Origin of the sequence: Rothia endophytica, from assembly GCF_039543885.1 — a bacterium.
GTDB lineage: Bacteria > Actinomycetota > Actinomycetes > Actinomycetales > Micrococcaceae > Rothia > Rothia endophytica.
In genome coordinates, this window is sequence record NZ_BAABKP010000002.1 from 69644 (window position 1) to 88225 (window position 18582).

At 55.1% G+C, this 18582-nt stretch carries 17 protein-coding genes; 4 read left to right on the plus strand and 13 right to left on the minus strand.

Features of this window, described 5'->3' with window-relative positions; all coding sequences use genetic code 11:
• Positions 1-84: 84 nt before the first annotated feature.
• From rpsO to ABD982_RS06835, 8 genes are all read right to left on the minus strand, one after another.
• Positions 85-354, minus strand: coding sequence for a 30S ribosomal protein S15 (rpsO, locus tag ABD982_RS06800; RefSeq protein ID WP_251380815.1), 270 nt, complete (start codon positions 352-354; stop codon positions 85-87).
• 213 nt (positions 355-567) lie between these two features.
• Positions 568-3618 (minus strand): type I restriction endonuclease subunit R, encoded by a 3051-nt coding sequence (locus ABD982_RS06805; RefSeq protein ID WP_345445916.1) that lies wholly within the window; start codon positions 3616-3618, stop codon positions 568-570.
• A 118-nt stretch (positions 3619-3736) separates the two neighbouring features.
• The gene (locus tag ABD982_RS06810; RefSeq protein WP_345445918.1) at positions 3737-4987 is read right to left on the minus strand and encodes a restriction endonuclease subunit S; all 1251 of its coding nucleotides are present in this window, start codon (positions 4985-4987) and stop codon (positions 3737-3739) included.
• A 2-nt stretch (positions 4988-4989) separates the two neighbouring features.
• Complete coding sequence (locus ABD982_RS06815) at positions 4990-7047, minus strand: DUF262 domain-containing protein (RefSeq protein WP_345445920.1); 2058 nt, start codon at positions 7045-7047, stop codon at positions 4990-4992.
• Positions 7047-8615, minus strand: a complete 1569-nt coding sequence (locus ABD982_RS06820) for a type I restriction-modification system subunit M (protein WP_345445922.1) — start codon at positions 8613-8615, stop codon at positions 7047-7049. The genes ABD982_RS06815 and ABD982_RS06820 overlap by 1 nt, the downstream gene beginning before the upstream one ends.
• A gap of 497 nt (positions 8616-9112) precedes the next feature.
• Positions 9113-10621 carry a tripartite tricarboxylate transporter permease gene (locus tag ABD982_RS06825; RefSeq protein ID WP_345445924.1) on the minus strand — a complete coding sequence of 503 codons (1509 nt, stop codon included), beginning with the start codon at positions 10619-10621 and terminating at the stop codon, positions 9113-9115.
• Positions 10621-11181, minus strand: a complete 561-nt coding sequence (locus tag ABD982_RS06830; protein WP_345445926.1) for a tripartite tricarboxylate transporter TctB family protein — start codon at positions 11179-11181, stop codon at positions 10621-10623. Before ABD982_RS06830 ends, ABD982_RS06825 begins: the two co-directional genes overlap by 1 nt.
• A 2-nt stretch (positions 11182-11183) precedes the next feature.
• Positions 11184-12278 carry a tripartite tricarboxylate transporter substrate binding protein gene (locus ABD982_RS06835; RefSeq protein WP_345445928.1) on the minus strand — a complete coding sequence of 365 codons (1095 nt, stop codon included), beginning with the start codon at positions 12276-12278 and terminating at the stop codon, positions 11184-11186.
• 201 nt (positions 12279-12479) lie between these two features.
• Between ABD982_RS06835 and ABD982_RS06840 the strand changes: the two genes are divergently transcribed.
• Positions 12480-12830, plus strand: a complete 351-nt coding sequence (locus ABD982_RS06840; RefSeq protein WP_345445930.1) for a universal stress protein — start codon at positions 12480-12482, stop codon at positions 12828-12830.
• A gap of 135 nt (positions 12831-12965) precedes the next feature.
• Here the strand turns inward: ABD982_RS06840 and ABD982_RS06845 are convergent, their stop codons facing one another.
• Entirely contained in the window at positions 12966-13268 is a 303-nt protein-coding gene (locus tag ABD982_RS06845) for a hypothetical protein (protein ID WP_345445932.1), read from the minus strand.
• A gap of 189 nt (positions 13269-13457) precedes the next feature.
• Between ABD982_RS06845 and ABD982_RS06850 the strand changes: the two genes are divergently transcribed.
• The 3 genes from ABD982_RS06850 to ABD982_RS06860 are packed head-to-tail and all read left to right on the plus strand — an operon-like array spanning position 13458 to position 15505.
• Complete coding sequence (locus tag ABD982_RS06850; protein WP_345445934.1) at positions 13458-13925, plus strand: S-ribosylhomocysteine lyase; 468 nt, start codon at positions 13458-13460, stop codon at positions 13923-13925.
• Entirely contained in the window at positions 13922-14665 is a 744-nt protein-coding gene (gene mtnN / locus ABD982_RS06855) for a 5'-methylthioadenosine/S-adenosylhomocysteine nucleosidase (RefSeq protein ID WP_345445936.1), read from the plus strand. The genes ABD982_RS06850 and mtnN overlap by 4 nt, the downstream gene beginning before the upstream one ends.
• Positions 14666-14680: 15 nt before the next feature.
• On the plus strand, positions 14681-15505 hold the full coding sequence (locus tag ABD982_RS06860; RefSeq protein WP_345445938.1) for an aldo/keto reductase: 825 nt from the start codon (positions 14681-14683) through the stop codon (positions 15503-15505).
• A gap of 101 nt (positions 15506-15606) precedes the next feature.
• Here the strand turns inward: ABD982_RS06860 and ABD982_RS06865 are convergent, their stop codons facing one another.
• The 4 genes from ABD982_RS06865 to truB form a co-directional block, all read right to left on the minus strand.
• A complete protein-coding gene (locus ABD982_RS06865; RefSeq protein WP_345445940.1) occupies positions 15607-16560 on the minus strand; it encodes a bifunctional riboflavin kinase/FAD synthetase in 954 nt (317 codons plus the stop codon).
• 75 nt (positions 16561-16635) lie between these two features.
• Positions 16636-17061: a hypothetical protein gene (locus ABD982_RS06870; protein ID WP_345445941.1), complete on the minus strand. Its 426-nt coding sequence runs from the start codon at positions 17059-17061 to the stop codon at positions 16636-16638.
• 47 nt (positions 17062-17108) lie between these two features.
• On the minus strand, positions 17109-17480 hold the full coding sequence (locus ABD982_RS06875; RefSeq protein WP_345445943.1) for a hypothetical protein: 372 nt from the start codon (positions 17478-17480) through the stop codon (positions 17109-17111).
• Positions 17477-18577 carry a tRNA pseudouridine(55) synthase TruB gene (truB, locus tag ABD982_RS06880; RefSeq protein ID WP_345445945.1) on the minus strand — a complete coding sequence of 367 codons (1101 nt, stop codon included), beginning with the start codon at positions 18575-18577 and terminating at the stop codon, positions 17477-17479. Before truB ends, ABD982_RS06875 begins: the two co-directional genes overlap by 4 nt.
• Positions 18578-18582 lie beyond the last annotated feature (5 nt).

Sequence of the window (18582 nt, forward strand, 5' to 3'; positions counted from 1 at the left end):
GTTGGGGTGTAAGGCAAGGGCGGCACCTTAGCTGTCTCCTCTTTCGAGAAGGGGGTGCCCAGGTGTCGCCCTTACGCTACTGATTTATCGGCGGATACCGAGACGCTCGATGAGGACGCGGTAACGTGCGATATCAACGCTCTTGAGGTAGCCGAGCAGGTTGCGGCGGCGACCAACGAGGATCATCAGACCACGACGTGAGTGGTGGTCGTGCTTGTGGGACTTGAGGTGTTCGGTCAGGTCGGTGATACGACGAGTCAGAACTGCAACCTGAACCTCGGGTGAACCGGTGTCACCTTCGTGGGTTGCGTATTCCTTCATGATTTCCTGCTTGATGGCGGGATCGAGTGCCACTGTGTAACTCCTAGAGTTAGTGCCGTGTGCGGCCCGGTCAATATTTTTACTGCCGGGTGGAGGGCCTGCCCTAGCGCTAGGCGCGAGGTGGCTTCTGCATGAAACTGCCACGGACTGCAGTCACATGCGCTCCCCACTTTACCGCACAGACTCCCCCGCCGAAAGACCCGCCCTGTGCTAGCTACCACACACCGGCGGGACGACGGGGTGCGGTTAGCTGATAATTTCGCTAAACCTGTCGTAGAACCCTTGCAGGCGGGTGATGAGCCGCTGTTTACGGGTTGCTCTGCTTTCTCCGTTTGCGGCTCGACCGAATCGGGGGCCACCGGCTTTCAGCAGTCTACCGATGGTTTCACCGTAGACCTGGATGCCACCGGCTTTCCAAGCGTCTGCGATAAAAGCGCGGGTAGATTCGGGGTTAAGTTTTTCTTCCTCGATAATTTTGTCGAGTTCAGCCAGTGACTGCTCTTCGATATGTTTCTGCCACTCTCCTTGCACGTCGCCCTTGTCGAAGCTGATTTTGTCGATGAAATCTTCGATAAGGTCTTTTTTATTATGCAGGGTGGGGCTTGAGTCCACGGCACGGGTGATTTGGGCGCGCATTTCGCCGGGGTCTCCACTGCCCTTACGGTACTGGTCAACCAGCATCAGAATATGGTCTACGCCCACTGAAACCTGTTTGATGAGCTCAATTTCAAAGACTAGGTCTTCTGTGATGTCAGCTTTCTCTGTACCCTCGCTGCTTCGCATCTCGCGGTAGAGATCGAGGTAGTGAGACTGGTAATCCTGAACGTCCCTTGCCGCCAGGGTATCATCGGTCTCGAATTCGTCGAAGGCTGAGAGGATGTTGCGCAGTCTCAGAATTTCACCAAAGAGTTTAATGAAGTCTTTTTGGGATTGTTCGCCCAGTTCTCCAGCGCTAAGAGTGTCCAAGCTAAAGTCGTGGCTAAGGGCATCCAGCTTCTCCCGGTAGTCCTCTAAATATTCAGTGTAGGGGCGTAGAAGAACAGTCGCACGGGCGTCCTTATTACCAAAAAGGGCAAGGGCTTCGTCAGTGGCTGTTTCGAGGTTTCTGAAACAGACAATGTTTCCATAAGTCTTGACCGAGTTCAGAATACGATTGGTGCGGCTAAATGCCTGGATGAGCCCGTGGGTCTGCATGTTCTTATCGACCCAGAGGGTGTTAATGGTTTTAGAGTCAAAACCGGTCAGGAACATATTGACCACGATCAGTAGATCAAGTTCCCGGTTCTTCATTCGTTTTGAGACGTCCTTGTAATAACCCTCAAAACCAGCGGGTGTCAGATCATAGGACATGCCAAACATTTCGTTGTAGTCAGAAATAGCATCCTGTAAGAACTCAAAGCTGTTGCTGTCTAGACCGCTAGCGTCGAGCCCTTCTTCCGCCAGAAAACCCCCGTCACTCTCAGTATTAGGGGCGGATGAAAAGAGAGTGGCAACTTTGAGGGGCTCTAGCCCGTCTCGGTGGAGCCGTTCTGCCTGTTCAGTAGAAAAAGCATTGTAGTAAACCTTAGCCGCGTCAATGGAGGCGGTTGCCAGAATGGAATTGAAGCCGCTGACGCGCTTGTCTTTGAGCTTATAGGTTTCGTTGCGCTTAGTTTTCTGGTCATAGTGATCGAGCATGTAGCGCACCACGGTTTTTATGCGCTCGGGCGATCGTAGAGCCTCTTCCGCCTTGATTCCGTAGACTTCAGCGTCGGCAACGGTATCTGCTGTTTTGACGGTGTTGTGGTATTCGACGCGGAAGGGCAGCACGTTCTTGTCTTGAATAGCATCGACGATGGTGTAGGTGTGGAGCTGCTCACCGAAAGCATCCTGGGTGGTTTTGAGCCTGGGGTTACCACCGGAGCGGGCGTTATCCGCGAAAATCGGAGTGCCTGTAAAGCCAAAGAGGGAATACTTTTTGAAGTTTCGGGTAATGGCCCGGTGCATATCACCGAACTGGGAGCGGTGGCATTCATCAAAAATCAGCACAACGGGCTGAGAAAAAATGGCATGCCCGGGGTTCTGCTTGATGAAGTTTGCCAGCTTTTGGATGGTGGTGATGATGATGTGAGCTTGGGGGTCTTCAAGCTGGCTGGTCAGCACCCGTGTTGAGGTGTTGGAGTTGGCGGCGCCTTTTTGGAAGGCGTCGTATTCTTTCATCGTTTGATAGTCCAGGTCTTTGCGGTCAACCACGAAGAGCACCTTGTGCACGGTATCGAGGTCTTTGGCGAGCTGGGCTGTTGTAAAGCTGGTGAGGGTTTTACCGGAGCCGGTGGTGTGCCAGATGTAGCCGCCGGCATCTACGCTACCGAGTTTGTTGTTGTAGTTGGCAATGAGAATTTTGCGGAGGATTCGTTCAGTGGCGACGATTTGGTAGGGGCGCATGACCAGCAGATCTTTGTCTACGGTGAAGACGCAGTAGCGGGTCAGTATGTTGAGAATGGTGTGGCGAGCGAAGAAGGTTTTGGCGAAAGGCATGAGGTCGCTGATGCGTTTGTTGTTGGCATCTGCCCACCAGCTGGTGAATTCAAAGGAGTCTGCGCTGGCTTGCCTGCGGCGGCGGCCTGAAGCGTTGACGTGCTTGTAGCGCACAGTGTTGGAGTAGTACTTGGTACGAGAGCCGTTGGAGATAATAAAGATTTGGATGTAGTCGTAGAGGCCGGAGTCAGCCCAGAAGCTGTCGCGTTGATAGCGGCCGATTTGGTTGAAGGCTTCTTTGATTTCTACGCCGCGGCGTTTGAGTTCTAGGTGCACCATGGGTAGGCCGTTGACCAGGATGGTGACGTCGTAGCGGTTTGAGGCTGATCCGCCACTGGTGGCGTACTGGTTGATGACTTGCAGGGTGTTCTTGTGGATGTTGCGGCGGTCGATCAGTTTGAAGTTTTTGACGGTGCCGTCATCGAGCAGGCAACTTTGGATGGGCTCGCGCTGGATGATTTCGGTTTTGTCGGTGACAGTGGCGGTGGGGTTAGCGATGACGGTGGTGTAGAAGCGTTCCCATTCCGTGTCGGTCAAGGTGTAGCCGTTGAGTTTTTGGAGCTGGGTGCGCAGGTTGTTTTTGAGGTCATCGCTGCTGGTGATGGGCAGGTAGTCGTAGGACTGACCCTTCAGGATTTCGATGAAGTGGTTTTCGAGTTGGGCTTCACTTTGGTAGGTCAGTTCCCTGGTGTCATCGGCGGGCGCTTGCGCGGCAACGGTGTGCTCATCGGTGAGCAGGACGGGGGTGACGGTGGTTGCCGGGTTGTGGATGATTGCCATGGGGGGTCTTTCGGGGCGAAGCAGGTGGGCTGGTGCGTGTGGTGTGTGAGTGTTGGACACCTGCGCCCACCGGGCTGGGCAGGGTGGACGCAGGCGCGGGGCAGGTTAGCTGGCTGGGCTAGCTACCTGCTGGTTGGAGTTCTTTGAAGGTCAGGAGCTGGTCGCGGTAGTGTTCGTACTGTTTGCGGCGGGCAGCGATTTCAGCGGGCAGACCGGAGCTAATGTCATTGACCAGAGTGTCCATCACAGCAATCTTCTTTGCAACGTTGCGTTGTATTTCTACAACGGGCAAAGGAACCTCTATGTTGCAGAAGTTAGACTTATTTAAGATTGGCATAGTCGAACCATTCGATTTCCCTAAAGACAAAAGGAAATTACGCTTAGAAACCAACCAGTAATACAAGTATTCACGGTCTAGATCATCATTTACCTGTATTACATTAATTTGCTGATTCACAATACCTTCAGCACATGGCATCGAACTTTTCCCCATATCAGCACCTATGCAGGTAATAAAGATCGCATTATCTCCAAATGTTTTCCACCTTTTACTTTTGACCCACTCTAAGCTGACATTCCTCTTGGTTTTAACAATATACTTTTGACCATTAGAAATATCACTCGGGGTTGTAAACAATAAACTACCATTCCAAGCGTTAGCTTCTTTTGCCGCAGGTGTTTTACCGGTACTGACGACACCCAAATCACCCAATTTATAAGTTTCATAAGCTATATCATTTTGATTCAATAGAGAATCCCGATAGAAGGCATACTGCTTTCTCCGTGCCTCCAGCTCAGCCTCCAGCTCAGCCTCCAGCTCAGCCTCCAGCAAGGTGAATCTATCTAAAATTCTAACAATTTCTTCCTGAATGACTAACGGCGGAACTGGTATTTTTATCTTTTCAAAATTTTGTGAAGAAATTCGTCGAACTTTTGTTCCAGTAATATACTTTTCTTTTTGAATCTGAAAATCAGTTGAGTTCAAAAAATATGATACAAACTTAGCGAGAAGATTTTCAGGGGAATAAATCATCGCATCGCTGCTCACTGCGACTTGAGACTCACCAAGCCAAGCCACAGCCTTCGCCAAGTCTTCATCATTTTCGCTTGTCGTTGCAATTATTACATCACCAAATTCTGCAAATCGTGACTTCTGAGCAACTCCTTCGCTAACGAACACGAAAGTTTCTTCAGCCCATAAACCGTACCTAGTAAAGATTTGCCCATAATGGATTGCAGGGAAACCATCTTCAAGAAAATCCTTCTTCTGAATACCACTACCCCGTCTAAAGGAACCAGTTTCTCCCATAGATAAATGAGCAACCCCGTCCGGGCACAGCTCTTCAATTAGTTTCGAAATGTTAGACACGCCTATTCTCCCTCTTCCACTAGTTCTAGTAGCTGGGCTGAGTTGAGCCGCTGGTCGGCGTCCGCCAGTCCATCAATCATCTGTACCCCATCCTCTTTCAAAACAACCAAGGGGTCACGGTCATCCTGCTCATCAGACCAACGGAAGCGATCAGCCAGATGACCGTCCCAGGTCATCACCCGGTAAGCATGATGGCAACCAGCGTGGTTAGACAGGTGCTGAGCTAGAGCCTGGGGGCCCGTGCCCACCGCCTCCGCCAGTTCCTGGTAGTTGGTCCAAGTGCCGTAAGGCAGCGCCTCCAAAATTGAATGGGTCAGGGACCAGTCAAAAGTATGACGATCAGAGCTGGAATAACGCTCAATTACTTCCTGATTCACAGCGGGGTAGCCCCACATCTTCACAGCCTTAGCCGAGAGATCACTGGCGCGCTGTTCAATATCTGCCTGGCTCCACGTGGTGCGTTCACGCAAGAACTGGTTGAGGCGCAAGGGGCTCTCCTTAAAGCCACCCTTCATCTCCCGCTTCTCAGCGAAAGAGCGGTTGGAGTACTCAGGGTTATAGCCCGTTAGCGTCAGGTTGCCCAGGGTATGCAAGAAGGAGCGGTGAACCTCTTCCCAATTATCCCCCAGCTCAGCCTTCCATTCCGGAGTAACCTTCTGCGGCATAATATGCTCCACTGTGTACTGGGCAGTAGGCACCACCTCTTTACTATCAAAGTTCTCTAGCTTGTGCAGAAGATAGTTCCTCTTTTTATGGAAGTACAGTTGCTCGCTCTCCAGCTTTTCAACGAATTCCTCGTCATTGGGGAACCTGCGGTAATCAGGCAAAGACAACAAGTAGCCCAAAACAGAAGCTGCATAGTCATCAGGGTTCACCCGGTGCACCAGGGTATTAAAAGTTTTATTGAGGCTGTTCGTGGGAATACCGCAGATATTACGCCTAAATAGATAGGAAATCAGGGCATCCAGCACCTGCACAAAATCACTATGAGAAAGCCGTTGGCTCTCGTAATCCGAATACAAACGCAACTGGAAGGGGTAGGCAACCGTAGCCAGCTGCTCCACCTCATCAAAACGCTGCTTCAGCTGCCGATCTGGCTCCCTACCGAATGCCATGTTTGAGAAGTAAGTCGAAAATACGTACAGGTCAGCGACCAGCTTCTCTTTCCACGCCGGGTCAGATGAATCCGACCCAAAAGCAAACTCCTTGTAGGCCTCATACACATCATCAAGGCGCGGAATCTTGCGGGTCTTCATAGTCAAATAGTGGCGCACGAACTCATCAAACCGGCGCTCACCGTGTTCTGCAAAAACACGTTCCATGGGGTACCAGTAATCGTTATACAACTGAGCCTGAAGCCCCTGGGCAAGGTCCATTAACACAAAGTTGCGAATCAGATCAGCCTGGGTCAGCTTCTTCCCCGTTGCGTTCATTGACTCAAAAACTAGCTGGGGGTCATCCTGCCCCCTCGACAGCTTAACGTCAACAACAACCAGCTTATTCAAGCCCTCGCACAAGGTTTTCAACCCAGCATCATCCAGAGCAGCAATTTGTTCGACAAAGTACCTAAAATTCACGGTCACGCGAGAGTCTTCCTCAAAAGGCTCAAGGTCTTTGATGACCCGCTGTAGGGCGTCTTTGTCACGATTCGTCAGAGTCAGCTTGAAGAATTCATCGCCTTCTTCATACACATTAGTAAGGTACTTACCGCGAATTTTCTGAGACGAAAAACCTTCCACGGGTTCCTGCTGACCTGGTGGAAGCTGCTGCAGGTGGGAAGCTAAAGCGGCAAGCACTAAAGTAACGGTAGTGACTCGTTGCTGACCATCAATCAGTAAGTCCGGTTCCTTAGCAGTATTAGAACCCTGGTCACGTTCAATGTACACAATGGAGCCAGTAAAGTGATTTGCCAGAGAATCCCTGGAGCCAGCCCTCATCATGTCTTTCCACAGCTGAGCACACTCATCTTTGCCCCAGGAATACACGCGCTGGTAGATAGGAACAACGAAGCGTTCGCTCTTCTTCAGCAAATCCAAGAGGTTGGTATCTACAGCTTTCATTACTTACCGCTTTCCAATTCAGCCACAATAGCGTCAATTTCTGTGCGAAGCACCGCCTGGCGGGCAACAATCTGCTCAATCTCAGCGTTCAGAGCCACAATATCGACTACCTCGCGGGTGTCTTCAGCCTCAACGTAGGAAGACACCGACAGGTTGTAGTCGTTCTCAGCAATTACGCTGTTATCAACCAGCTGAGCGAAGTAGGCGACGTCCTCACGCTGAGCCAGCGCACCTAAAATCTTTGCCCGGTGTTGTTCAGTAATCGTATTCTTGTTACCTGCCCGCTCAAAGAGTGCCGACGCATCAATAAAGAGGGTCTTGTTGTCCCTCTTCGACTTCTTCAACACGATGATGCAGGTGCCAATGGTGGTACCGAAGAAGAGATCTGATGGTAGCTGAATAACAGCGCTCACATAGTTACCGTCAATCAGGTACTTACGAATCTTTGCTTCAGCACCGCCACGGTAGAGCACGCCGGGGAACTCAACGATGGCAGCGGTGCCATTCTCAGCCAGCCAGTGCAGAATGTGCATGGTAAATGCCAAGTCAGCCTTTGACTTGGGTGCCAGTACACCAGCAGGAGCAAAACGGGGGTCGTTAATGAGCAGGGGGTTAGCGTCACCCTCCCACTTGACCGAATAGGGTGGGTTAGAAACAATCGCTTCAAACGGCTCAATATCGGTGTGCACCGGGTCAAGCAGAGTATCACCATGGGCAATATCGAACTTCTCAAAGTTCAAATCATGCAAAAACATGTTGATGACTGCAAGATTGCGGGTGGTCAGATTAATTTCCTGCCCAAAGAACCCCTCTTTGACGTTTTCTTTACCCAGCACCTTGGCAAACTTCAAAAGCATGCCGCCCGAACCGCAGGCAGGATCGTAGACCTTATTGACGGTTTTCTTTCCGTCCACCGCGATATGCGCCAGTAGCTCAGACACCGACTGCGGGGTGTAGTACTCACCGCCAGATTTACCCGCGCTGGACGCGTACATGCCCATCAGATACTCGTAGGCATCGCCGAAAGTATCGTTGTGGGATTCTGCGTAGCGTCCAAGCTTGAAATTGCCCACCTCGTTGAGCAGCTTCAGCAGCAGACCGTTACGCTTTGAAACGGTAGAACCCAGCTTATTGCTATTGACGTCGAGCTCATCAAATAGGCCACGAATCTTATTATCTTCTTCAAGAAGAACCCCGGTTGCCGACGCCTCAATGCTACGGAAGACCTCCTGCAACTCTTCATTGAGGTTTTCGTTATTGAGGTTGGCGCGAGCGCGCACATTCTCAAAGAGGTGCTCGGGCAGAATGAAAAAGCCCTTTTCACGGACCACATCCTGTATTTCTTCGGGGTTAGCAGCAACGTCAACGTTGCTCATAGAAGCGTAACCGCTCTCCCCCTCAGCCAAATCGCTGTCCAGGTAGTCCGTGAGGTTCTCCGAAATAAACCGGTAGAACATAATCCCCAAGACATACTGTTTGAAGTCCCACCCGTCCACGCTACCGCGCAAATCGTTGGCAATCTTCCACAGTGCTCGGTGCAATTCAGCCCGCTCAATATTTTGACTCATAGGTCTATTTTTTCCTTAATGCGCAGTTCTATCCTGGGCTCATCATAACTTTTTACAAACTTGTATGAGACTACCGCCGCACATAGTAAAGCTGTGCCTGCAAAAGATCGGCATCATACGGATGCCTGAGAACCCTTTGACGCTTAGTTCTAAGAACTCACAGCTCATTCAGATAGCAGATTGAGTAGTGTGGAGTGCCTACAGCGCAATCAATCAGCACGCCAACCAAGAGTTTGCCTGGCACTGGTATAGAGATTACCTTGCTGCTAGAGACCCAAACCGTTCATAAAGTGGCGCACTACTAACCAGTTCCGCCCACGGCAGCACGCCTTTGCCACATCCCAGCTGCGCTTCGCCCCCGGCGTCCTGCACTGTCTCTCTCACCCAAAAAGAACACCCCCGCACGTTCTCTCTTCGACCGGAAATAAACACCGGGTAGAAGAGAGAATGTACGGGGGGGTAGGTCAGCGTACGGACGCTGTCAGCAGCTAGGTGCTCTAAATGTCGTTACCGGTCTTCTTAGTGACCTTACTGCGCAGGGTCAGCAGCAACATGAGCACCAGCACTGCGTAGAGCGTGATGACAATGGGGCCACTGAAGAGCACCGAGAAGTCACCGCTGGAGGAGGTCAGCGCATCACGCAGGCTGGTTTCAGCCAGCGGGCCCAGCACCATACCAATGATCAGCGGTGCCAGCGGGTAGTCGTTCATGCGCATCAAGAAGCCCAGCAGACCGATGCCCAGCAGCATTAAGAGGTCAAAGGTAGAAGATGAGGTGGCGTAAATACCCAGCCCACAGAAGACCGTAATCCCCGCATAGAGATAGGGCGCAGGAATCAGCAGCAACTTAGCCCAGAGCATCGCAAACGGCAGGTTAATCGCCAGCAACACCACCATAGCGATGAAGAAGCTAGCCAGCAGCGCCCAAACCAGCTCCGGCGAACGCTCAAAGAGCAGCGGGCCAGGTTGCAGACCGTACTGGCGGAAGGCCGCCAGCATGATCGCAGCCGTTGCAGAGATGGGCAGACCCAGCGCCAACAAAGCACCCATGGCCATACCGGTGGTTGCGTTACCTGCCGCCTCAGGGGCAGCAAGACCACGGATGGCGCCCTTGTCACCGAACTGGGGGTTCTTGCGGCGACGGTCCAGCTTACGCTCGGTGCCGTAAGCCAAGAAAGTAGGGATATCTGCACCACCGGCAGGGATAATGCCGAAGGGCAGACCAATCAGGGTACCGCGCCCCCAAGCAGGGGCTGCTTCTTTGAACTCTGCGCCGGTCAGCCAAGCACGGCCTTTGGGTCGAATAATCTTCCCCTCTTCTTGGTGGCGGGCAACCGAAGCGCTGTAGAACACCTCGCCCAGGGCCAGAATCGCTACGGTCACGGTGACCAGGGAAATACCGTCAAAGAGATAGTTGGAGTCCATGGTGAAACGGGGAATACCAGTCACGCCATCGATGCCCACCACAGCCACACCTAAACCAAGAGCCAGTGAGAGCAAACCCTTGACCGCCGAGTCGGTTACCACTGAGGACGTCGCTGCGAAAGCAAAGATGGCGAGCGCCAGGTATTCCGCTGGGCCGAATTTGGTGGAGAAGTCTGCCAGCACGGGTGCGAGGAAGACCACCAGAATAGAGGAAATGAAACCACCGATGAAGGCACCAATAGCAGCTACCGCTAGAGCCTGGGCGGCGCGTCCGTTTTTGGCCATGCGATGCCCCTCAAAGGTGGAGGCAATCGCAGAAGCCTGGCCGGGGGTGTTCATCAGAATACCCATGGTGGAATCACCGAAAAGACCGCCGAAGTAAACACCGGCGAACATGATAAACGCGGCTGTGGGTTCAAGGGCGAAGGTGACGGGCAGCAGCAGAGCCACCGCCATCGATGAACCTAACCCGGGCATGACGCCCACGGCGGTGCCCAGCAAACAGCCAATGAGCACCCACAGCAAATTTTGCAGGGTGAAGGCGCCGGCAAAGCCGTCGGCCAGCAGTGAGAGAGCGTCCACTAGAAACCGCCTCCTAGAATTCCAGAGGGGAGGTTGAGCCCTAGCCCCATGTCAAAAGCGATGTAGGCCAGTGAGCTGACGGTTAGCCCTACGATGAGTGCCATCAGAGGGTTTTTGGCCCCGAATCCGCGGGCAACGCACCAGAAGAGCAGGCCAGCGCCGATGACCCAGCCCAAATATTCGAGGGTGAGGGCAAAGAAGAGGAAGCCTCCAACGGCCCAGGCAAGGGAACGAATATCCACGCGGGTAATGACGTCATCGTGGGCTGCTGCAGCGGGGTCTCCATCGCGGTAGGTGCCTGAGCTTTCCACCGTCTGCAGAGTATCCGGTGTGCGGTGTTTTCTGATCACAGCAAAGATGTCAGCCAGTGCCAGTATGTAGAGCACGGCGGTGATAATCGCCGGGAAGAAACGGGGGCCAGGGAAGGCTACAGAATCGGGCACCGTCATAGTGAGCATGCCGACCAAAAGGTAGGTAGCCAGGGCAATAATCAGCAGGGGCATGCTGAGATCCCTGATCATGTGAGCCCTGTTTTGACGGGCACTGAGTGTTTCAGCCACGACTAGACCCCCAAACTTTCATAGAGGGAGCTAATGCGCTCTTTTTCCTCTTCCAAGAAGACATCAAGTTCATCGCCCGTGATGACGCGTTCGGCCCAGTTATAGCGCCCTACCGCCGTTGACCATTCTTCGGTTTCGACCGTTTCAAGCACGATATCGGTTAGCTCTGCCTCTTCTTCAGCGGTCAGCCCACCTGGGGCAGCCAGGAGGCGCCAGTTAGAGAGGGTCACGTCATAACCCTGCTCCACGGTGGTGGGAATGTCCACGCCTTCAAAGCGTTCCTTAGAGACCAGGCCTAGAGCACGCAGACGGCCCGATTCCACCTGGTCGATGGAGTCAGAGAAACCAGAGGCTGCAGCCTGGACCGTGCCATTCAGCAGGGCCGCAGTCACTTCACCGCCGCCGTCCGAGGATACGAACACCATCTCTTTGGGGTCCACACCCGCCGAGGTAGCCAACTCTGTGGCTACTAGACGGTCAAAGGAGCCGCCACCACTCCACGGCACTGAAGCAGGGTCAGCCGCCCACGCAGTCATGAGTTCTTCAAGGCTCTGGTAGGGAGAGTCAGCCGGAACGACTACCATGTTGTACTCTTCAACGGTGATTGCCAGAGGGGTGATATCTGCGTACGTGGTATCGGTGTCGTACTGGATGGTGGCAGCCAGCTGACCGGTGCCACCGACCATGATGGTGCTGGGGTCGCCTTCAAGATTGGCGAGGTTCCCCAGCGCAATGGTGCCACCGGCACCGGGCATATTGACCACCTGGGTGTTATTAACGATGCCGTTGGCCCGCTGTGCCTGCTGCATTTCACGGGCGACGGTATCCCAACCACCCCCGGCACCTGCCGGTGCCACAATCGTCATAGAAGTGCGTAAGCTATCGCCCTGGTGGGCTGAGGCAAAAGATCCAACGGTGGCTGTGCCAATGGCACCCACAGCAATGATTGCTCCGAGGATCTTAAACAGGGGCGACTTTTTTGAAGGCTCAGCGCGGTGAACCCCAACGCTAGCTGGGGTATCCGGCGTACCGTTTGAGGTAGCCCAGGGCGGGGTAACGTCACCGCCTTGAGCAGGGTTTTGATGTGAACTCATCATGCTCCGTGGATTATGTAAATGACCAGGGTAATTATTTAAAAATATTGTGATTCACCCTACATGATTGCTTGTCCTGCGTCACATCACCTAATGCGCTCTCACTTGACGAGATGTTGAGCCTACACAACACCCACACCTCCCCTGGTCGGCAATAGCTCGCTACAATGCGAGTATGATGAGTCACACTACGATTGGAGTTGTATGAGCATTCTTCTAGCCCTGACCGCCACCGAACCCGGAGAAGCAGCCCGCCTCTACGCCATTGAGCGAGCCCAGGAGACCGGCGAATCCCTCGTTATTTGCCCTCTGGACGGCAGCGAGCCTGCAGACTTCGACTTTGGAGGTCTGGCCTACACCGTTGAAACCGAGGTACACCGCAGCCGCGATGCTGTGGGCGATCTGATTGACGCAGTGGAGCGCGTCAAACCCCTCTTTGTAGTGGTGGGCGTACGACGCCGCAGCCCGGTGGGCAAGATGCTGCTGGGCTCAGCAGCACAACGTATCATCCTTGAAGCTAACGCCCCTGTGGTAGCGGTCAAGCCCGCCAATTAAAACCTTCTGAGACCAGCGCCCCGTGCAGGCCGTGTACAAGAAAACTTCACTGGCATGAAGTAAGAACATGCCAGTGAAGTTTTCTTTTACAGCATAGGTCAATGAGGAGCTTATGCCACTTTTGTCAGAGGTGCGCTATTTCTTTTCGCGCCCAAAAGCCAGGGAGGCCAGCACGGTGGCACCGGTGACGGCACAGACAGCGGGCCAGGGGCCAATCTTCTTGTGCAGCGCGTGGGAGTAGCCAAAGCCGCCCAGGTATACAGCGGTCAAGGCTGCAGCGGTGCCGGTTCCTGCGTTTTCCTGCCACCCTTTGAAGGCAGCTACGCCACCGGCGGCCAGGGCAACACCGCCCAGGGCACGCACCTCGGTGAGGCGGGCAACCTTATAGCCAACCGTCAGGCCGGCAGCGGCAGCAATGGTGGGGATCAAAACGTTCATGAAGTTCTCCTTCGATACAGCGGGGTCAGATTCCAGATTACCCCTCCGTCAGCCCGCACGAAGCTAGGTGGGCCTGGGTGTTACCCGAAAACTCCCTGCCAGAAACCCGCTCTCGGCTAGCGTCCTGCCACTAGATGCGAAAGAATGGTAAGCAGACAAACTAACCCACCGAATAGATAGATGAAATCAGTGGAAAAACAGAAAACCAATGTGGAGTCCTTCGACCTGGACCACACCAAAGTTGCTGCCCCCTATGTTCGCGTAGCAGGGCGCAAGGAGCTACCCGGCGGGGATACCCTCATTAAGTACGATGTGCGCTTCACCCAGCCCAACAAGGGGCACCTGGGCATGAAGGCGGTGCACTCCATCGAGCACATGACCGCCCACCACATGCGCAACCATACCGACGCGCTCATCGACTTCTCCCCTATGGGCTGCCAGACCGGCTTCTACGCCCTCACTCTGGGGATCGAGCCCGCAGACTTCGTGCAGATCCTCGTAGCCACCATGCAGGATCTTCTGGACGCCACCGAAGTGCCTGCAGCTAACGAGGTGCAGTGCGGTTGGGGTGCTAACCACTCACTCGAAGAATCGCAGGCAGCCGTTGCAGCCTTCCTGGACCGCAAGGATGAGTGGGAAGAGGTCATGGCCTCATGAATTCCTTGCTACCCCAGGAATTCGCCACCGCGGTCATCGTTCAGGTGGCTATGGACGAAGAGGCTGCTCCCTTCCTTGAACTGACCGAGCCCGCCGCCGATGATTTCGGAGTGGGCGTCGCTCAGTTCTACCCCCGCACCCTGAATACCGCAGGTACCACCCAGCCGGTTCTGCTGGTCCGCTCAAAAATTGGTCTGGTCAATGCGGCTACCGCGCTCACCACTGCACTGGGGCTGGTCTCCCACCCCGCCGCCGTCCTCTCAGCTGGCACCGCAGGTGGCCTGCACACCAGCATCAACGTGGGTGACATCGTAATCGGCGCCGACTACACCTACACTGACGCGGACGCCACCGCCTTTGGCTATGAGTACGGGCAGGTGCCCGGTATGCCCGCACGCTACCAGGCCAGCGAGTCGCTGTTGGAGCAGGCGCGGGCTGCGGCCCAGGTCTACACCGGTGAAGGCCAGGTGCGTTATGGCACCATGCTGGCAGGTGGCTCCTTCGTTACCGCCCACAACGTTAAGGACACCCGCGAGATCTTCCCCGAGGCGCTGTCCACCGACATGGAAACCACCGCGCTGGCCCAGATCTGCGTATCTCGCGATCTGCCCTTTATCTCGGTGCGCGGCGTCTCTGATCTTTGCGGCCCGGCAGCTGACCAGGACTTCCATATGGATGCCCCCATCGTCGCTGCGCGGAGCGCTCAGCTCGTAACAGCCCTCATTAATACCCCCGCCTAGGAATAGAGAGACACCATGAATAAGCACACCTTGCGAGACGGCAACGAAATCCCCCAGCTGGGTCTGGGCACCTACCCCATGACTGATGCTCAGGCTGAGGTGGCGGTTTCTGAAGCTATTGTTCGCGGCTACCGCCTGATCGACACTGCCGTTAATTACGAGAATGAGACCGGCGTGGGCCGCGGCGTGCTGCGCTCAGGTACCGACCGTGGCGATATCTTCGTGCAGTCCAAGCTGCCCGGGCGTGATCACGGCTATGAGGGTGCCATGCGTTCCATCGAGGGGACCCTGGAACGGATGGGTCTGGACTATCTGGATGCCTACCTGATTCACTGGCCCAATCCCTCCCAAAACCTCTACGTGGATACCTGGCGAGCACTCATCAAGCTGCAGGAGGAGGGCACCGTCAAAAGCATTGGTGTCTCTAACTTCCTCCCGGAGCACATTGACCGTCTGGTGGAGGAAACCGGTGTAACCCCGGCGATCAACCAGATTGAGCTGCACCCTTACTCCCAGAAGAAGGATTGGGCTGCGTACAATACCGACCACGCGATCTTGACCCAGTGCTGGTCACCGCTGGGGCGTAAGACCGATATGCTGAAGAACGCCGTGCTGGCGGGTATCGCAGCTGAGGTTGGTAAGAGCGTGGCGCAGGTAATTCTGCGCTGGGAGGTGCAGAACAGCTACCTTCCCATCCCTAAGTCCTCTAACACTGAGCGGATGGAAGCTAACCTGGATGTCTTCAACTGGGAGCTGACGGACGACCAGATGGACGCCATTACCGCCCTCGAAGCGGGTGTGGGCAGGGGCTTTGACCCCAACACCCACGAAGAAATGTAAAAACCTTCTTTAAGGAAAAAAGCCGCCCCGTGCGTCCTCTCTAAGGATGCGCGGGGCAACTTTTTGTGCTGAATTCCCGGAGGGAATGAGTAAGGCCCACCCTAGACGCCGAGGACTTCTGAGGCACGGGCGACATCCAGGTTCATCTGTTCAATGAGCGCTTCAACACCGGTGTAGGCGACCATGCCACGCAGGTAGTCCACGAATTCTAGGGTGATGTGTTGGCCGTAGAGGTCGAAGGCTTCTACTGCTTCTTGGGGGCGGCCGATGACGTGCGCTTCGACCTGGCGGCAGGTGATTCCTTCGAAGGTGGGGTTAGTGCCCACGGAGATTGCAACGGGGTGGCGGGTACCTGCCTCGTCAGTGAGCCAGCCGGCGTAGACGCCGTCTGCTGGTACAAGGCCGGTGGAATCGGCGTCCATGTTAGCGGTGGGGAAACCGAGTTCGCGGCCGCGGGCTGCACCGTGAACGACTTCGCCGTGCATAAAGTGGTTTCGTCCCAGAATTTCAGCGGCTTGGGCCACTTTGCCCTCGGTGAGCAGTGAGCGGATGCCGGTAGATGAACAGCGGTGGGTTCCATCTGCTAGGAGGTCCTCAACCACGATGACGTCAAACCCGTACTGTTGGCCGAGCTCTTTCATGGTGTTGAGGTCCCCGGAGTTGCCGGCGCCAAAGCGGACATCATCACCGATGACGACGTAGCGGGCGTTCAGCGCTTCAACAAACGTGCGGTGTACAAACTCATCGGGGCTCTGGGCCGCGAAGTCCAGGTTGTAGTGAAGGAGCAGGTAGACATCGATCCCGAGGGAGTCCATGATGCGCTGGCGGGAATCCTGGTCCATGATTTCCACATGATGCCCGGCGGGGTTGTGGACCACAGCAGGGTGGGGGTCAAAAGAGACGGCAACGGAGGTGAGCCCGTGGTGCTGAGCAGTCTCTGCCAGGGTTGAGAGCACCTTTTGGTGACCGATATGTACGCCATCGAAGTTGCCGATGGTGACCACGGTGGGGCCAAAGCCGGCGGGGACCTGGGCAAGGTCGGTATAGCGCTTCACGGTACTCCTTGGGGGGTGTCTTGCTCGTGTCTATGATACGCGGTTTGCTGTTGGCCCGCACACGCAACGCCTGGTTTACGCGTTGACCCGGACGGGCCTGGTGTTGAACAGCCACCAGAGCCCCACCATGGGGAGGACGAGGGGGATGTATCCGTAGCCAGAGCCGAAGTGGGACCACACCGAGGCAAGTTCAAAGTGCTGGGGCTGGATGTAGCTGAAGATACCTACCAAGATGACGCCAGCCATCTCGATGCCCACCGCTCCCAGGGACACTTTCCAAGCCCCCTCCCCCTTCTTGGCGAGAGCGATGGTCGCAACCAGGTAAATCAGGGCTGAGATAGCTGAGAGGGTGATGGACAGCGGTGCCTCATCAAATTTGCGGATGACCTGGTAGAGGGAACGCGCCCCTGCAGAGAGTGTGAAGACTGCATAGACCACTACTAGAAGGCGACCAAATCCGCTGGTCTTCTTGTCGAGAGTTGCTGTTGATGGCTGTTCCATTATTTTCCTCAGGGATAGCGGGGGGGCTCGCGTCTAGCAACTGATTTTTAGTAGTAGTACCAGAGCATGTTCATGCGGTGCAGCATGATAATAAGTACTGGCCCGGTCAGTCCGAGGACCAGGGTGGACCAGCGGCTGCGTTCGGTGAGCGACCAGATGAAGGTGCCGGCTGGGATGATCATGGCGGTGATGAGGTAGCCGTAGAATTCTAGCCAGTCGCCGCTGGGCCCGTCGGTGAGGGCCTGCATGATGATGGAACCGACCAGGTAGATTATCAAGAAGGCTTCGAGTACGAGCACAGAGCCTTGTGAGTAGTCGTCGGGGGCAGCACCGCGCAGGAACTGGAAGATGCAGATGGCGAAGCTGAGGGTTGAGAGCACTAGGCATGCCCAGAACCAGAGGTCAAGGCCAGCGATCATGCAGGGTTCTCCTCAAAGGTTTTGCCTGATTCGAAGACCAGGATGGGGGTGGCGACGTCCTCGCGTTTCCAGCGGGTGTTCTCAATCAGGGCGACGAGCGTGCCATCAGGAGCAAAGGCGGCGCTGATACCGGCGGTGGTGGGCTTGTCGTGCCCACCCTTGCTACCGGCCTGTTGGTGATTGGGTGAGGACGCCGGGGTGTGCTCGATGGTCACCGGGCTGGGGCTGATGCGCCTGCCGTTCGACAGGTCAGTTGCCTCCGTTGCGGTGAGCAGACGTTCGGTAAAGAGCCTGCGTGCTGCTTCTTCGATGGGTAGCAGGGGCACTGCCTGTTCAGCTTCCCGTCCCGCAATGAGGGCATCAAGGCTGTAGGCATCCTCCACCGACATCTCGCCGATAGCAGTGCGGCGCAGTTGAGTCAGGTGAGCACCCACACCCAGAGCAGCGCCCAGGTCGCGTGCCAGGGCACGGATGTAGGTGCCAGCTGAGCAGGTGACGGTCGCAGCCACATCCAGCACGCTAGCGGTGACCGTCTCGGTTGAGGTAGCTGCGCCGTCCTCGTCGGTTTGAAGCACGCGTTCTACCTGTACGGTCTGAGGGGTCACCGAGTGAACCTCAAAACTGTGCACGGTGATGGGGCGGGAATCCAGTTGAACGTCCTCGCCGGAGCGTACCCTGGCGTAGGAGCGCACACCATTAACCTTGATGGCTGAAACGGACGAAGGTACCTGCTCGATCGCGCCGGTAAGCTTCGCTACCTGCTCAGCAATCATGTCCTCGGTGATGGTATCAACCGCAGCCGCGCTGGCAACCTCAGTGATATCACCTTCGGCGTCATCAGTCACGGTGCTCAGCCCCAGGCGCATGACGGTGGTGTAGGTCTTGGTCTCCCCCACCACCCAGGTCAGCAGCTTGGTTGCTTTGTTGACGCCCAGAATAAGTACCCCGGTTGCCATCGGGTCCAGTGTGCCTGCGTGGCCTACCTTGCGGGTGCCAGCAATCCACCGCATTTTTGATACCACGTCGTGGCTGGTCATCCCTGCGGGTTTATCAACAACAATGAGCCCCGATGGGCCGGTCGCACTTTTCTTCGCCACGTTTA

Bases quoted from the DNA above. Each gene is read 5' to 3' on its own strand.
- ABD982_RS06835 (WP_345445928.1), bottom strand. From the start codon at position 12,278: ATGATGAGTTCACATCAAAACCCTGCTCAAGGCGGTGACGTTACCCCG.
- ABD982_RS06870 (WP_345445941.1), bottom strand. From the start codon at position 17,061: ATGGAACAGCCATCAACAGCAACTCTCGACAAGAAGACCAGCGGATTT.
- ABD982_RS06805 (WP_345445916.1), bottom strand. From the start codon at position 3,618: ATGGCAATCATCCACAACCCGGCAACCACCGTCACCCCCGTCCTGCTC.
- ABD982_RS06845 (WP_345445932.1), bottom strand. From the start codon at position 13,268: ATGAACGTTTTGATCCCCACCATTGCTGCCGCTGCCGGCCTGACGGTT.
- ABD982_RS06815 (WP_345445920.1), bottom strand. From the start codon at position 7,047: ATGAAAGCTGTAGATACCAACCTCTTGGATTTGCTGAAGAAGAGCGAA.
- mtnN (WP_345445936.1), top strand. From the start codon at position 13,922: ATGAATTCCTTGCTACCCCAGGAATTCGCCACCGCGGTCATCGTTCAG.
- ABD982_RS06860 (WP_345445938.1), top strand. From the start codon at position 14,681: ATGAATAAGCACACCTTGCGAGACGGCAACGAAATCCCCCAGCTGGGT.
- ABD982_RS06875 (WP_345445943.1), bottom strand. From the start codon at position 17,480: ATGATCGCTGGCCTTGACCTCTGGTTCTGGGCATGCCTAGTGCTCTCA.
- ABD982_RS06820 (WP_345445922.1), bottom strand. From the start codon at position 8,615: ATGAGTCAAAATATTGAGCGGGCTGAATTGCACCGAGCACTGTGGAAG.
- ABD982_RS06840 (WP_345445930.1), top strand. From the start codon at position 12,480: ATGAGCATTCTTCTAGCCCTGACCGCCACCGAACCCGGAGAAGCAGCC.